This is a genomic window from Nitratireductor sp., assembly GCF_017794765.1.
Taxonomy (GTDB): Bacteria; Pseudomonadota; Alphaproteobacteria; order Rhizobiales; family Rhizobiaceae; genus Nitratireductor.
On sequence record NZ_CP051236.1, the window covers coordinates 2,959,353 to 2,974,060 of the forward strand.

General features: G+C 59.5%; 18 protein-coding genes. 10 read left to right on the forward strand and 8 right to left on the reverse strand.

Annotated features, from left to right (window positions below; translation table 11 throughout):
• The gene (locus HF949_RS14030; protein ID WP_292896238.1) at positions 1-1,050 is read right to left on the reverse strand and encodes an aldo/keto reductase; all 1,050 of its coding nucleotides are present in this window, start codon (positions 1,048-1,050) and stop codon (positions 1-3) included.
• 197 nt (positions 1,051-1,247) lie between these two features.
• Between HF949_RS14030 and HF949_RS14035 the strand changes: the two genes are divergently transcribed.
• A complete protein-coding gene (locus tag HF949_RS14035; RefSeq protein WP_292896240.1) occupies positions 1,248-2,033 on the forward strand; it encodes an META domain-containing protein in 786 nt (261 codons plus the stop codon).
• Between the two features lie 2 nt (positions 2,034-2,035).
• On the opposite strand, the gene HF949_RS14040 is transcribed toward HF949_RS14035, so the two are convergent.
• From HF949_RS14040 to HF949_RS14065, 6 genes are all read right to left on the reverse strand, one after another.
• Complete coding sequence (locus HF949_RS14040) at positions 2,036-3,610, reverse strand: trimethylamine methyltransferase family protein (RefSeq protein WP_292900204.1); 1,575 nt, start codon at positions 3,608-3,610, stop codon at positions 2,036-2,038.
• A gap of 193 nt (positions 3,611-3,803) precedes the next feature.
• Positions 3,804-4,190, reverse strand: coding sequence for a hypothetical protein (locus tag HF949_RS14045; RefSeq protein ID WP_292896242.1), 387 nt, complete (start codon positions 4,188-4,190; stop codon positions 3,804-3,806).
• A gap of 7 nt (positions 4,191-4,197) precedes the next feature.
• The gene (locus HF949_RS14050) at positions 4,198-4,656 is read right to left on the reverse strand and encodes a hypothetical protein (RefSeq protein ID WP_292896244.1); all 459 of its coding nucleotides are present in this window, start codon (positions 4,654-4,656) and stop codon (positions 4,198-4,200) included.
• A 109-nt stretch (positions 4,657-4,765) separates the two neighbouring features.
• Positions 4,766-5,152 carry a hypothetical protein gene (locus tag HF949_RS14055; protein ID WP_292896246.1) on the reverse strand — a complete coding sequence of 129 codons (387 nt, stop codon included), beginning with the start codon at positions 5,150-5,152 and terminating at the stop codon, positions 4,766-4,768.
• Positions 5,153-5,190: 38 nt separating this feature from the next.
• Positions 5,191-5,562 (reverse strand): hypothetical protein, encoded by a 372-nt coding sequence (locus tag HF949_RS14060; protein WP_366931270.1) that lies wholly within the window; start codon positions 5,560-5,562, stop codon positions 5,191-5,193.
• A 19-nt stretch (positions 5,563-5,581) separates the two neighbouring features.
• Positions 5,582-6,052: a hypothetical protein gene (locus tag HF949_RS14065; RefSeq protein WP_292896248.1), complete on the reverse strand. Its 471-nt coding sequence runs from the start codon at positions 6,050-6,052 to the stop codon at positions 5,582-5,584.
• Between the two features lie 326 nt (positions 6,053-6,378).
• Between HF949_RS14065 and HF949_RS14070 the strand changes: the two genes are divergently transcribed.
• Positions 6,379-7,077 (forward strand): corrinoid protein, encoded by a 699-nt coding sequence (locus tag HF949_RS14070; RefSeq protein ID WP_292896250.1) that lies wholly within the window; start codon positions 6,379-6,381, stop codon positions 7,075-7,077.
• Between the two features lie 30 nt (positions 7,078-7,107).
• Here the strand turns inward: HF949_RS14070 and HF949_RS14075 are convergent, their stop codons facing one another.
• Positions 7,108-7,266, reverse strand: a complete 159-nt coding sequence (locus HF949_RS14075) for an entericidin (protein WP_292896252.1) — start codon at positions 7,264-7,266, stop codon at positions 7,108-7,110.
• Positions 7,267-7,315: 49 nt separating this feature from the next.
• Here HF949_RS14075 and HF949_RS14080 point away from each other — a divergent pair, with 49 nt between their 5' ends.
• The 8 genes from HF949_RS14080 (at position 7,316) to HF949_RS14115 (ending at position 14,678) form a co-directional block, all read left to right on the forward strand.
• Positions 7,316-7,948 carry a DUF1638 domain-containing protein gene (locus HF949_RS14080; RefSeq protein ID WP_292896254.1) on the forward strand — a complete coding sequence of 211 codons (633 nt, stop codon included), beginning with the start codon at positions 7,316-7,318 and terminating at the stop codon, positions 7,946-7,948.
• Positions 7,949-8,030: 82 nt separating this feature from the next.
• A complete protein-coding gene (locus HF949_RS14085; protein ID WP_292896256.1) occupies positions 8,031-8,660 on the forward strand; it encodes a DUF4893 domain-containing protein in 630 nt (209 codons plus the stop codon).
• A gap of 127 nt (positions 8,661-8,787) precedes the next feature.
• On the forward strand, positions 8,788-9,420 hold the full coding sequence (locus tag HF949_RS14090) for an exopolysaccharide biosynthesis protein (protein WP_292896258.1): 633 nt from the start codon (positions 8,788-8,790) through the stop codon (positions 9,418-9,420).
• Positions 9,421-9,533: 113 nt separating this feature from the next.
• A complete protein-coding gene (locus tag HF949_RS14095; protein ID WP_292896260.1) occupies positions 9,534-9,836 on the forward strand; it encodes a virulence factor in 303 nt (100 codons plus the stop codon).
• Positions 9,823-10,419 (forward strand): methylenetetrahydrofolate reductase C-terminal domain-containing protein, encoded by a 597-nt coding sequence (locus HF949_RS14100; RefSeq protein WP_292896262.1) that lies wholly within the window; start codon positions 9,823-9,825, stop codon positions 10,417-10,419. The genes HF949_RS14095 and HF949_RS14100 overlap by 14 nt, the downstream gene beginning before the upstream one ends.
• Positions 10,416-11,528: a methylenetetrahydrofolate reductase gene (locus tag HF949_RS14105; RefSeq protein ID WP_292896264.1), complete on the forward strand. Its 1,113-nt coding sequence runs from the start codon at positions 10,416-10,418 to the stop codon at positions 11,526-11,528. Before HF949_RS14100 ends, HF949_RS14105 begins: the two co-directional genes overlap by 4 nt.
• A gap of 64 nt (positions 11,529-11,592) precedes the next feature.
• Positions 11,593-12,549, forward strand: a complete 957-nt coding sequence (locus HF949_RS14110) for a methyltetrahydrofolate cobalamin methyltransferase (RefSeq protein WP_292896266.1) — start codon at positions 11,593-11,595, stop codon at positions 12,547-12,549.
• A gap of 71 nt (positions 12,550-12,620) precedes the next feature.
• On the forward strand, positions 12,621-14,678 hold the full coding sequence (locus tag HF949_RS14115; RefSeq protein WP_292896268.1) for an ASKHA domain-containing protein: 2,058 nt from the start codon (positions 12,621-12,623) through the stop codon (positions 14,676-14,678).
• The last annotated feature ends 30 nt before the right edge of the window (positions 14,679-14,708 follow it).

Here is a 14,708-nt window from a genome sequence, read left to right on the forward strand (position 1 = left end):
TCAGGGGCTCGGATTACCGATCCGCTGATGCAGATCGTCAACTGCCGTCTGCATCTCGTCTGTCCAGCGCACCTCGAGCGCATCGAGCGCCTCTTCGAGATGAGCCATCGTGGTCGCACCAATGATGTTGGAGGTCATGAAGGGCCGCGAGTTGACAAACGCATGCGCGAAGGTAGCCGGCGCTAGCCCGAATTCCCGCGCCATGACGTTGTAGGCTTTTGCAGCCTCCGGCCCACCCGGCTTTTCATACCGTTGAAGACGATCAAACAGAACCTTGCGCGACCCTTCCGGCATCGCGCCATCATCGTATTTCCCCGTCAGATAGCCCTGGGCCAGCGGCGAATAGGCAAGCAGGCCAATCTCTTCACGCTGACAGGTCTCCGCAAGGTTCACTTCAAAAGTGCGGTTCATGAGATTGTAGGCGTTCTGCAGGGAGACGACCCGGGGCCCAACACCTTTGTCGGCCTCGGCTATGAAGCGCATGACACCCCAGGAACTCTCATTGGAAAGACCGAAGTGACGAATTTTTCCAGCTTTCACCAGATCATCGAACACCGCCAGCGTTTCCGCAATGGGCGTTTCATCAGCCAGCGGCTCCGACATCGCCGTGACGCGTGTCGGGTTGGAGCCAAATGGATTTTCACGGTCTGGCCAGTGAATCTGGTAAAGGTCAATATAGTCCGTCTGCAGCCGGGCAAGCGATTTTTCGATGGCATCCATAATGTCGGCGCGCACCAGCTTCGATGGCCTGTTGCCCCGGAACCATTCATTGGCCGTGCGGCCGATCACCTTGGACGCTATGATGACCTGATCGCGATTACCCCGCGCTTTCATCCAGGTTCCGACAATGCGTTCCGTACGTCCCTGCGTCTCCGCCTTCGGCGGGATCGGGTATAGTTCGGCCATATCGAGAAAATTGACGCCGCGCTCCACCGCGCGGTCCATCTGCTGGTGGCCTTCCGCCTCGGTGTTCTGCTCGCCATAAGTCATGGTGCCCAGGCAAATCTGAGAAACAAGGAGGTCGCTGCGTCCAAGACGGCGCTTTTCCATCAAAACTCTCCGGGTGCTGAAAACAGGCGCGAACGCGCCAATCGACACATCATAAGCCGGTTGCCGTGACACGCAAGCTCTCATGAGTTGATGGCACGACACCAACCGATGCGCCATAAAATGGTACAGGATTGTTCATACAACCGGTGTTTTCAGATCGAACAGGGCGGGTCGACTAGGACAGATTGAGGACAACCATGTTCGTTTCATGCCGCACCTTACTCAAAAGCATTGCCCTTGCTGCCAGTGTTGTCACCGGCACAGATGCGCTGGCCCAGGAAGCGGAGAAGGATATGCTGACCATTTCCGGTGAACTCACTTATCTCGTGCGTATGGCGTTGCCGTCGGACAGTATGGCAATTGTTGAACTCCGTGATGCCATGGCCTCCGAGGATGTACCTCCTGTCGCGGAAACAAAAATCGCACTCAACGGAAAACAGGTGCCTATCCCCTTTAGCCTCTCGGTTCAAAAAGCCCGGTTTCAGCCAGAAGAAACGTACCAACTCTACGGCGCCATTCATGATGGCCAAAAGCTGCGCTGGACCTCGGGAGCGATCCTGATAGATCCCGAACAGTCAGAAATCGATCTCGGCACATTGTTGCTCGTGCCTGTCGGGACCGTACCACGCCTCATCCCTGTCGCCATGGACGCAATCATCGATATCGTGTGGATCGTAGAGGATATCGATAGCCGCGGCATCATCGACAGCTCGCGCGTATCGCTCAGCTTTGCCGGAAACGGCCGCGTCAGCGGCCGTGCCTCCTGTAACAGCTACTCGGCAAGCTGGACCGAGGAGAACGGCAAACTGGCGGTGGGTCCGGCTGCCACCACCAGAATGGCATGTGCGGAATCATTGATGGACCAGGAGCAACAATTCCTCTCCATCCTGCGCGATCTGAAATTCTACGCCACCACGCCAGAGGGCGCACTCGTACTCCAGACGATCGACGGTCGAAAGCTTCGCGCGTTTCCCGAAGGCTGATTTCAGGCAAAAGCGTCGGGCATCGATTCTTTTCGCCGGGCTATAAAATCAAGAAGCCCCTCTTCTATGCCCGGATCGAGTGGCGGGGCCTGATACGTGTCGAGCCAGCTCCGGGCGAGCTGGTTGGCGCGTTGCGCAGCAGTCTTCTCACCCTCTCCCGCCCATTGCTCGTAGGAATTGTTGTCGGCAATGGACGAGCGGTAGAACGCGGTCTGGAAATTGGCCTGCGTGTGGGCACAGCCCAGATAATGGCTTCCAGGCCCCACTTCGCGGATCGCGTCCATCGCCTGACCGTTCTCCGACATGTCCAGCGGCTCGCACAGGCGCTGTTGCATGCCGAGCTGATCGACATCCATCATGAATTTCTCATAGGAGGACACCAGCCCGCCCTCCAGCCATCCGGCAGCGTGGAGCACGAAATTGGTTCCCGCGAGAACGGTCGAGTTCAGTGTATTCGCGCTTTCATAGGCTGCCTGGGCATCGGGAATCTTGGAGCCTGTGAGCGAACCACCGGTCCGGAAGGGAAGCCCCAGACGTCGCGCAAGTTGCGCAGCCCCGTAGGAAACCAGCGACGGTTCCGGCGTACCGAAGGTGGGCGCGCCCGACTGCATGGAAATGGATGAAGCGAACGTGCCGAAAAGAACCGGCGCACCCGGACGAACCAGCTGTGTGAACGCTGCACCTGCCAGAACTTCAGCCAGAACCTGCGTCAACGTGCCGATGACCGTCACCGGGCTCATGGCCCCGGCGAGAATGAACGGTGTGACAATGCACGCCTGGTTGGCCCGCGCGTAAACCTTCGCCGCTCCCAGCATGGTTTCGTCGAAAACCATGGGTGAGTTGGCGTTGATCAGATTAATGACCACTGTGTTCTGATCGACAAAATCCTCGCCAAACAGAATTTTCGCCATGGCGATCGTGTCTTCGGCGCGGTCCGGCGCCGTGACAGAGCCCATGAAGGGCTTGTCGGAATAGCGCATATGCGCAAACACCATGTCGAGATGGCGCTTGTTGACCGGCACATCCACAGGCTCACACACGGTGCCGCCTGAATGATGGATCGATGGAGCCATATAGGCGAGTTTTACGAAATTACGGAAGTCCTCAATAGTCGCATAGCGGCGCGTTCCATCGAGATCCCGCACAAAGGGTGGACCATAGACCGGCGCAAAGACCGTGGAGTTGCCACCGATCTCCACAGAACGCTCCCGATTGCGCGCGTACTGCGTGAAGGTTGAAGGTGCCGTCTTCAGAAGCCCCCGGCACAATCCCCTGGGAAAGTGCACCCGGTCGCCTCTCACATCCGCCCCCGCCTCCTTCCAGAGAGATAGGGCCTCCGGATCGTCCCGAAACTCTATGCCAATCTCCTCGAGGATCGTATCTGCGTTCGCCTCCACGAGCGAGAGCGCTTCCTCATCGAGCACCTCATACGGGGGGAGCGACCGGCGAATATACGTGAGCTGTTGTCCTGGCCCTCCGCCGGCGCGTGCCGCCCGGCGGGCTGCTGCGCCACCGCGTTCGCCGCGTCCAGAGCGGCTCCGGCGCGGCAGATCCTGCGTTCCCTCGTCACCAGCCATCATCGTCATCGCGCAAACTCCACGCCAGGATCATCATGTGACTCACTCTGAGAGCCTAGCGTTTGCAGCCGCAATCTCCGTTCCGCGAGCGGCAGATGGTGTCGCAACTGGTGCGCGGAAGGGATCAGCACCGAAGCCGAAGTGTATAGCGAGCCGGCGCCTCATTCAGGAAGGCAGGACCAGCCGAACCCGGTCATTGGCGATAGGCAATGAATTTTCCGCAGATCTGCGCTTTCATTCCCACGCCCTTGCCGGGAAAAGGAGCACTCTCGGTGCAAATTCGCACGCGACGTTCACGCGCTCCGTTGAAGTTCACCACAACCAGCACCGATCGTGAAGCACCGGCACCGAGTGAGAAGTCCGGGGGCGATATGCGTGCGTCGATCGGCCTGAAATCCGCATCATATGCGCGAATGCTCACATCTATGCGATGTTTGTAGGGGTTGCGTGGCTGAACCCGCACGGCAAAACTGTCAGTGAAGCTGCGGATTTCTCCTCGCATGGGCGACATGGATTGCGACAAGGCCGGAGCTGTTCCGCACCAAGTCGCAATCAGAACTGCCAAAAACGGCCTGTACATGGTGCCTCTACTCACAGGTCACTGTGACAAAGGCTTTATACTCGCCTTTCTGAAAGATCGCATTGTTGGCTACCGCACGCAGATCGACCGAGACACTGCTCGCCCCCACTTCCAGTGGCGTCGTGGTCGAGCCAGCCACTTTCGGAGTGGTTGTCGCCCCCGTCGAACTATAGGTTGTAGTAAACGTGACCCCGCCCGTACCGACCGGTGCTGATAAAAAGGCTTCAGGCGTATCCAGCGACGTCTGAAACCCTGGACCTGTCGTATAGATCGTGGCCACACCCGCCCGACCACCTGCAGCCGCAGAATCCAGAACATCCAGGCCATCCCGAACGAGCAGACCATCGGACTGCAGCTCGATGGTGCAGCTCTCCTCAAGATTGGCACTAAAAGGAATATCCAGCTGCGTTCCGTACGAGGAGACGGTACCCATAAACAATAGTGCGCAGGAAAGAACATACTTCATAACAAAACCCTAGGTTGAAAATCAAGGGCGCCATGTAGTAGCAGAATATCACTCCGTCAACCAAAAACAGAGCATGCAAAGTAACTGTTATGAAAGTGAACAGGCGCGGTTAGCGCCTGCCCTTGTTGGACCACGCAGCGTCGTTTGCCCAGTTTCCGTCGGGGTTGGAGCGCATGCGCGGATCAAGTCCCTGCCGCATGAGTTCAACCTCAAGTTCCAGACGCTGCAATTCAAGCTGATAGAGCTTGTCGCAATCCAGCCGCCGGGGTTTTCGCCCCAGGGGCACAACCAGCCGCCCATAGGCGGAGATGCGCTGCGAGCTGTTATCTCCAATGACGCCCGAGTCCAGATAAGCACCGGAATTCGCCATGGACGCACGGCAGGTGGTCCCGTCCGCCGCCCTGATCTCGTCAAAGCCGTTGGGCATCACAACCCCCGGCAGCGTAACACCGGTCTGGTTCTGATTGACGATATACTGGTCGCTGTCCCCGTACACGGTGGATGCGCTCAGAAACAGGAGCGCTAAGGCCCCTGTCAATCGATACGATAAGCTATGAAACGTCCGCATACTTGAGCCTTAATGTTGGTGCCGCGGCCAGGAAACGGCACGCTTTCGGCACAGATCCTGACACGTCTGACCCGCTGGTCGTTGAACCCTATCGAGACAAGGACAGCGCGCGATGCTTTTCCTCCGACCATCGTCTCTGCAGGAGAAACCTGCGCGGCGACTGGCCGAAAGTCCTGATCGTAGACTTTCACCGCCATGCGAATTCTGTGCGGATAGGGATTGTATGGAAAAACCCGCACCGAGAACGTGTCGTCGAAACTCGATATCTTGCCGCGCATCGGCGTCATCGACTGCGCTGCGCTTGTGCCGCAGCCAGCCGCGAAAACCGCGGCCAGCACGACATGTTTCCAGACGTGACTATTCACAGGTCAGCGTCACCTCGGCCGTGTAGTTTCCGGCAGGAAAAACACCGACCGACTTTGTTGCGGACAGGTCGACATCGACATTGGTCAAGCCAAGCCCGAGCGGAGACGTCACCGAGCCCACCACATCGAGAAGCGTGGTAACCCCTGATGCGCTGTAATGGCTGGCGAACGTCACATCGTCATAGCCGCCAGCAGGCGCAAGAACAAAGGACGATGGCGCGGAAGTCGAAAGGTTGTACCCTGCTCCCGTGGTCACAACGGTAGCCGTACCTGAAACACCCCCCGCTTCGGTCGATGAAAGGACGTTCATTGCGACATTGGTGCTCAGGACACCTGGCGTTCCTACAGTAATCAGACATGTTGAAATGACGTTGCCGTTGAAAATGACCTTGTCGGTAACGGCGGCAGCGGGCGCGGTAAAAATGGCGGTAAGCAAAACTGCGGATAGAGAGGTTCTGAACATGACCCTGCTCCTTACAAACAAGCAGACAAGCCCCCTCTTGCAGAATGGATGAAACCGCACTCCGCTTAACATTCCACTAACATTCAACCTTAGATTTATAATTCATAATAATACAACCATATCCTCCCCGACCTTCTTTGCAGGAGCGGGCCTTTGGTATGCCGTCGCTTTCCTGACGGCTCAAGTCGCAAATCAGCTATATATTCAGCAGTTTCGCACCGTATTCTGGTGGCATCGCGCAATCGCGGCCAAACCGTGAGCGCGGCCAACCATGAGCGCGGCTCAAAGTTCAGCACCCGCGCGACATGACCAGCAGGAGGCAGAGCATGTCCGGCGACGAAATCATCCTCTCGGAGCTTCCCGACGACGAACTCGTGCAGCAGATGCACGACGATCTTTATGACGGGCTCAGGGAGGAGATCGAGGAAGGAACGCACATTCTTCTGAGCCGCGGCTGGCAACCCTATGAAGTGCTTACGGATGCTCTGGTTGAGGGCATGCGGATCGTCGGTGAGGATTTCCGCGATGGAATTCTGTTCGTCCCTGAGGTCCTCCTTTCAGCCAATGCGATGAAGGCCGGCATGGCCATACTGCGTCCGCTTCTTGCCGAGACCGGCGCCCCAAAACAGGGCAAGATGGTAATCGGCACAGTGAAGGGAGATATCCACGACATTGGCAAGAACCTGGTGGGGATGATGATGGAAGGCGCCGGGTTCGACGTGATTGACATCGGCATCAACAACCCGGTTGAGAACTACCTCAGTGCAATCGAGGAGCATCAGCCCGATATTGTCGGCATGTCAGCACTGCTGACGACCACCATGCCCTATATGAAGGTTGTGATCGACACGATGAAGGAAAAAGGCATACGGGAAAACTACATTGTCCTCGTCGGCGGCGCGCCGCTCAACGAAGAGTTCGGCAAGGCTGTGGGCGCCGACGCCTATTGCCGCGACGCGGCGGTAACCGTCGAAATGGCCAAGGAACTGATCAAGCGCAAGCACAACGTGTCGGCCGGCGCCTGATCCTGGCCAGGCTCGCCAAGCGGCGAAGCGTTAGTATGTGGAGCGCGATATGTCGCGTCCCGCGCTCTGGGTCGCATCGACCGCGCTGGCGGCATCCTTGCCGACCCCGCGAATTGTGTTGGCACAGCCAGCAGCGGATCCGGCGACGAGAATGAGAATGGCCAGCCGGGAAAGAACAGACAATTTCATGATTTGTCTCCATCGCAGATAGACCGCCCGAACAAACGGGACAGTTACAATGCAGGAACGCACGAAACCGCAAAAAGTTCTCGGCCCCGAAAAGGTTCTCGTCATTGCCTGTGGCATGATCGCGCGGGAGGTTCTGGCGGTGCGGGACATCCTTGGCTTCACGCATCTGGAGCTGACCTGCCTTCCCGCCGAATTCCACTATCGTCCCAAGCGCATCGCCCCCGCGATGGATGCGGCAATCATGAAGGCCCGGGCCGACGGCTATCGCAATGTCTTCGTTGGATACGCGGATTGCGGCACCGGCGGAGCGCTTGACCGTGTTTGTGAGAAACATGGTGTCTCGCGCATCGACGGCCCGCACTGCTTCGCATTTTACCAAGGGCTCTCGGCCTTCGAAGGCATTGCCGAAGACGATATGCTTTCCTTTTACATGACCGACTTTCTGTGTCGCCAGTTCGACGCCTTCTTCATGAAACCACTCGGTCTCGATCGGCATCCCGAATTGATCGAGGACTTTTTCGGCAACTATGAAAAGCTCGTCTACCTCGCGCAAACAGATGATCCACGGCTCGAATGCGTCGCACAGAACGCAGCACAGCTTCTCGGGCTGACATATGAAAAACGCAGAACGGGCTATGGCGACTTGGCAGGTGCGCTCGCTTCTGCGGCACAAAGCGCTTGATGTGTCGCGCGCGGTGCCATCAAATGGTTACATTGGCGATGCACTGCCCGAGGATACTGCGCGATTTTCAGGAGAGATTTTCATGCATCGCATTTTCCTCCCCCTTCTGGCGCTTGGCCTGAGCACGTTCCCGGTAACCGCACAGTCGCTGGTTCAGGAAAAGCTCGACATGGAACGGGCAGGCTTCGAAAAGGACACAGTGATGCAGCAGATCACCTACCGTGATGCTGCGCGTCTCGATGCCTATGAACGGATCCGCGCCGATGCCTTGAAGCAGGCCAGAACCAGCCCGACAGCAACTGATATTGCGCTTTTGGAAGAGATCGATCAGCGGGAGCAGCGGACCTTCGAGGGGTTCGACCTGTCAGGCGATTGGGAGTGCCGCACCATAAAGGCCGGTGGTCTGGTTCCGCTCGTGGTCTATGACTGGTTCCGTTGCAGGGTCAGTGACGATGGAGCCGGCTGGGCGCTTGAAAAACTGACCGGGTCGCAGCGCACCAGGGGACGATTTTTCACGCACAGCGATACCCGGCTGATCTATCTCGGCAGCTATTTCGTGTCGTCCGACCGCCCACCTTCCTACGGCGCAGGCCGCGCCAGCGATCAGGTAGCCTATGTTTTCCGCGACCGCGAGGATGGCTGGCGCATGGAATTTCCTGCTCCGGAGCGAGAATCAGAGCTCGATATTCTCGAGTTCCGCCACGCCCGATAAACTTTAACCAGCCGAACGATGCTTGCGGCTTCTGTCATGAAGGCTTAACGGCATCCAGACAAAACTGTACGTCATCCTGGTCGGGATTCGAACGGCTGGCTGCAAGAGTGGAATGAAGGCGGAGGGAATGGATTTGGATATGGTGTCGGGCGCACCGCCGGCTCACCTTCCGCCGCGCCGGCTATCGCGCATTTTTCGCGACCTCGCCAAGCACGCTGAAGACAGGGTCACCATCGGCGAAATCCGCCAGGCGCTCGGCGACCGCAGCTTCGCCACCCTTCTCGTCTTTTTTGCCAGCCTCAACCTCCTGCCCTTCCCCCCCGGCAGCACCCTCGTGCTTGGGCCGCCGCTGGTCCTGGTCGCCCTGCAGATGGTGATGGGCAATCGCACCGTCTGGCTGCCGCGGTTCCTGCTAAACAAGGCGATCGGCGCCGACAAATTTCGCCACATGAGCGAACGGCTCATCCCGCGCCTGATCTGGCTGGAGCGCCTGATCAAGCCCCGCTATTGGCCGTTTGCACGCGATCACGCCGACAGGATCATCGGCCTTGCCGCACTGATCCTGTCGATTGCCGTGACACTCCCTATTCCACTCGGCAACTGGTTTCCCGCCTTCTCCTGCGCGCTGATCGGGCTCGCCCTTTCCGAGCGCGATGGCGTCCTTCTCGGTATTGCCATTACATGTGGCGTCCTCTCCCTCATGGTGATTGCCGGGGTGGTGGTCGGTGCCAGCATGATGGCCGGTGCGGTGATGCACTAACCCGCCGCTACTCTTTCCTTTCACGTCGCATTTGAATGCACGCGCGTCGCCTTGCAGCAAGCGGGCGCGCGGCAATGCGGCAATTCTGAAAATCAAGGAAGGAACAGGCGCCTATGGCCCAGCTGATCATTGTATATTGGCGCGACATCCCCGCTCAGGTGATTGTCAGAAAGGGGCGTCAGGCTGCCAAACGCGAACTGCCCCCGCGCTTTGCCGAGGCCATCGACATGTGCGCCATGCGCGTCGGGGCCCGGGACACGGATGCCTATCTGGCCGAGTGGCGGCGCGGGGAACCGGTCACCGTCAGCGATGATCTGGATACCGAGGCAGACCAGGCATTGCGCGCGATCGACAGTGATTTTGACAGGGATCGCCTTCTGGCGCTCGTCGAGGCAGGTGGCCATGCCGATCGATAGCGCCACAAAGCAAACGTCCATCACCCAGGCAACACTGGTAAAAAAGGCGCGTGAGAATCTCGCCTACAGACCAGCCGATGTTTCACCACAGCGCCGCGTCCAGCGACGCTACACCATGCGGCGTTGGTCGGTGCGCCATGCGCGCTTTCTTGAATGGGTCTACGCCCGCTTTTCGCATTTCTTTCTTCTGCTTCACCCGTTCTGGAACGCCGTGGGCTATGCACGCGCTGAAACGCCGGTGAAATTCGTAGAGCGCCATTTGAAGGGATTGATGTTCGATTGCCGCATGTGCGGCCAGTGCATCCTGTCATCCACCGGCATGTCATGCCCCATGAACTGCCCCAAGCAATTGCGCAACGGCCCCTGCGGGGGGGTGCGGAGCAACGGGAACTGCGAGGTGGAACCTGAGATGCCATGCGTCTGGGTGAAGGCATGGGAAGGTGCCCAGGCCATGCGCGGCGGCGAAGCGATTTTCCACGTACAGCACCCTGTCGATCAGTCCTTGAGAGAAAGCTCCGCCTGGTTGAGGATCACGGCACAAGCGGCGCGCGCTCGGGAAACCGGACGGAGCGATGCTACATGATGTCCCGCCCGCCGCAGATCGACGAAAACCCGGATGGCGTCGACCTGCCGCTGGAGCCCCTGCCCGGCCATTCTTCGCGTGGCCGACTGGAACGCGTGCTTCGGCGTGGTGAATTCGCGGTGACGGCAGAACTAAACCCACCCGACAGCGCCAATGCGCAGGATGTCTATGAGCGGGCGGCAATCTTCGACGGATGGGTCGATGGCATCAATGCCGTGGATGCCTCCGGTGCCAATTGCCACATGTCCTCCATGGGCATCTGCGCACTGCTCACCCGCATGGGCTACGCCACGATCATGCAGATCGCATGTCGCGACAGGAACCGCATCGCCATACAGGGCGACGTTTTGGGAGCCGCCGCCATGGGCGTAGGCAATATCATGTGCCTGACGGGCGATGGCGTGCAGGCAGGCGACCAGCCGGGAGCAAAACCCGTTTTCGACCTCGACTGCATGTCGCTTCTGGAGACCGTGCGGACCATGCGCGATGAGGAAAAGTTTCTTTCCGGTCGCACCCTCACAACGCCACCCGCCGTTTTTCTCGGCGCGGCCATCAACCCGTTTGCCCCGCCGTTCGACTTTCGGCCGCACCGGCTTGCCAAGAAGATCGCTGCCGGGGCGCAGTTCGTGCAGAGCCAGTATTGCTACGACGTTCCGATGCTGAAGAACTACATGAAGCGGGTGCGCGATATGGGGCTCGACGAGAAATGCTTCATTCTGGTCGGTGTCGGTCCGCTCGCCTCAGCGAAAACCGCCCGCTGGATCCGCTCGAACGTTCCAGGAGTCCACATTCCCGACGCGGTGATCGCGCGGCTTGAAGGTGCTCAAAAGCAGAAGGAAGAAGGCAAGCGCCTGTGCATCGACATCATCAACGAGGTGAAGGAGATCACGGGCGTTTCCGGCATTCACGTCATGGCCTACCGGCAAGAGGAATTCGTCGCGGAGATCGTGCACGATTCCGGGGTCCTGAAAGGCCGCAAACCATGGCAGCGTGAGCCGGGCCTCGACGATGCGATGGTGGCCGAGCGGCTCGATCACATTCTGCACGACAGTCCGAGCGAAACACCCGTCGACATGGTGAAGGATGCAAGCGAGGCGTCCGGTGAATGACAGAACCCGTAGGCATCAACGATCATCTGCATGGAAGCCCGCCATGCCCTCAGGAGGATGTTAAATGACCCGAACCATCGTCGCCTCTGCGAGCCGCGAAGTCGTGATCGACTTCGACCAGCCATTCTGCGTGATCGGTGAGCGCATCAACCCGACAGGGCGCAGGAAGCTCGCTGCGGAAATGGTGGCGGGCAACTTCGACACGGTCAAAAGCGATGCACTGGCTCAGGTCGCAGCCGGCGCCACGATGCTCGACGTGAATGCCGGCGTCACGGCAGTCGACCCCAACGCCACGGAACCCGGCCTGCTCGTTCAGACCCTTGAGATCGTGCAGGACTTGGTCGATGTCCCGCTTTCCATCGATTCCTCGGTGTCTGCCGCCATTGAGGCAGCGCTGAAGGTTGCCAGAGGCAGACCCCTGGTCAATTCGGTCACCGGCGAGGAAGAAAAGCTCGAAGCCATCCTGCCGCTGATCAGGAAGTACGACGTGCCTGTGGTCGCGATCTCCAATGACGAAACCGGGATTTCCGAAGACCCCGATATACGCTTCGAGGTTGCGAAAAAAATCGTCCAGCGCGCCGCCGACCATGGCATTCCTGCCCACGACATCGTCGTGGACCCTCTGGTCATGCCCATCGGTGCCATGGGCACGGCGGGGCAGCAGGTCTTTCGTCTCCTGCGCCGCCTGCGCGAGGAATTGAAGGTCAACACCACCTGCGGCCTGTCAAACATCTCCTTTGGCCTTCCGCACCGGCACGGCATCAATGCGGGCTTCATCCCCATGGTGATCGGGGCCGGCATGACCAGCGCCATCATGAACCCCTGCCGTCCACAGGAGATGGAAATGGTGCGCGCGGCCAATGTGCTGAACGGAACGGATCCCAACTGTCAGAACTGGATCATGACCTATCGCGATCACCAGCCCGCCGCATCCGGCGAGGCGGTAGCGGCCGCTGCAGCCCCCGCTTCCTCCGGCGGGCGGCGGCGCGGCGGTCGCGATGCACGTCGAGCTCGGGGGTGAGAGAGTGTTGATTGCGTCTACGAACCGCCCTGCGCCTGCCGGCATCTCCTGCCTGACAAACAGGCCTCGCCATGAATGACGATCCCCTCGTCCTCTTCATGCCGTCTGGCAAACGCGGGCGATTCCCAAGAGGCACGACCGTGCTCGACGCCGCGCGGCAGCTCGGTGTCTATGTGGAGAGCGTATGCGGCGGACGTGCCACCTGCGGGCGGTGCCAGATAGAGGTGCAGGAAGGTCATTTCGCCAAGCACAAGATCTCTTCATCCCCGGACCACGTCTCCCCGCTCGGCGCCAAGGAAGTCCGATACGCTGAAAAGCGCGTGCTGCCGCCGGGCCGCCGCCTTTCCTGCTCCGCCACCATCGAGGGCGATCTGGTGGTGGATGTGCCGCAGGACGCCGTGATCAATGCGCAGATTGTGCGCAAGGATGCGGATACCCGGGTCATCGAGCGGCGCCCGGCCGTGCACCTTTGCTATGTCGAGGTTGAAGAACCCGACATGCACAGGCCGCTCGGCGACCTCGACAGGCTGAAAACCGCTCTGCAGAGAGACTGGAGCTTTGACCGCATTGAGGTGGACGCGCATCTCCTGCCACAGTTGCAGGCGATATTGCGCCAGGGAGCATGGGCTGTGACAGCAGCCCTGCATCAGGGCGCTGATAACGGCATTGCCCGGCTCATTGCCCTGTGGCCAGGCCTGAAGAATGAAGCCTACGGCCTTGCCTGCGACATCGGCTCCACCACCATCGCCATGCATCTCGTGTCGCTTCTGTCAGGCCGCATCGTCGCCTCGGCCGGCGCATCGAACCCGCAGATCCGCTTTGGCGAAGACCTTATGAGTCGGGTCTCCTACGTGATGATGAATCCGGATGGACGCGAGGCAATGACCCGCGCCGTGCGCCAGGAAATCTCGAAACTCGTGCAGAAGGTCGCCGATGATGGCAGCATCGAGCGAAGCGATATTCTGGACGCCGTCTTTGTCGCCAACCCGATCATGCACCATCTGTTTCTGGGCATCGACCCGACGGAACTTGGTGGTGCGCCCTTCGCGCTGGCCGTTTCCGGTGCGGTCAGACTCAAAGGCGACGACTTGAAGCTCAACCTAAATCCGGGCGCACGAACCTATCTCCTGCCCTGCATTGCCGGCCATGTGGGAGCCGACGCGGCTGCCGTCACCCTTTCGGAAGGCCCGCATCGGCAGGATGAAATGATGCTGATCGTCGATGTGGGGACCAATGCCGAGATCGTCCTTGGCAACAGGAACCGTGTGGTCGCCGCATCCTCCCCCACCGGCCCGGCCTTCGAGGGTGCGGAAATCTCCTCAGGCCAGCGCGCTGCCCCTGGTGCCATCGAACGTGTGCGCATCGACCGTCATACGCTCACCCCGCGTTTCCGCGTGATCGGCAGCGAACTCTGGTCGGACGAACCGGGTTTTCCCGCTTCGCTCGGCCAGACCGGCGTCACCGGCATCTGCGGCTCGGGCATTATCGAAGTGGTCGCGGAGATGTATCTCGCCGGCATCATTTCCGAAGATGGCGTAGTGAATGGTGCGCTGGCGGACCGCAGCTCACGCATCGTCGCCGAGGGACGCACATTTTCCTACGTGCTTTGCGAAACCGGACCGCGCATCACTGTCACCCAGAATGATGTGCGGGCCATCCAGCTTGCCAAGGCCGCGCTCTATGCCGGCATCAGACTTCTGATGGAAAAGCAGGGTGTGAAGACCGTCGACACGATTCGCTTTGCCGGCGCCTTCGGCTCCTTCATCGATCCGCAATACGCCATGGTTCTGGGTCTCATTCCCGATTGCGATCTCGCGCGGGTCTCAGCAGTGGGAAACGCTGCCGGAACAGGTGCACGCATGGCGTTGCTCAACCGCAATCACCGCCGCGAAATTGAAGAGACAGTCGGGCGGATCGAAAAAATCGAAACGGCCCTGGAGCCGAAATTTCAGGAGCATTTCGTCCACGCAATGGCGCTTCCCAACAAGGTCGACCCGTTTCCGAAACTGGCCGAACAGGTGCAGCTCCCTCCCCGCTTGATGTCAGACGCCACAACCGACGAAACAGGTCACGCGCGTCCTCGCCGTCGCTCCCGTGAGGAGCGGGCGGCACGAAGGCGGCAGCGTTAGTAAGACGCGCCAACGGATGCGAAACGCCAC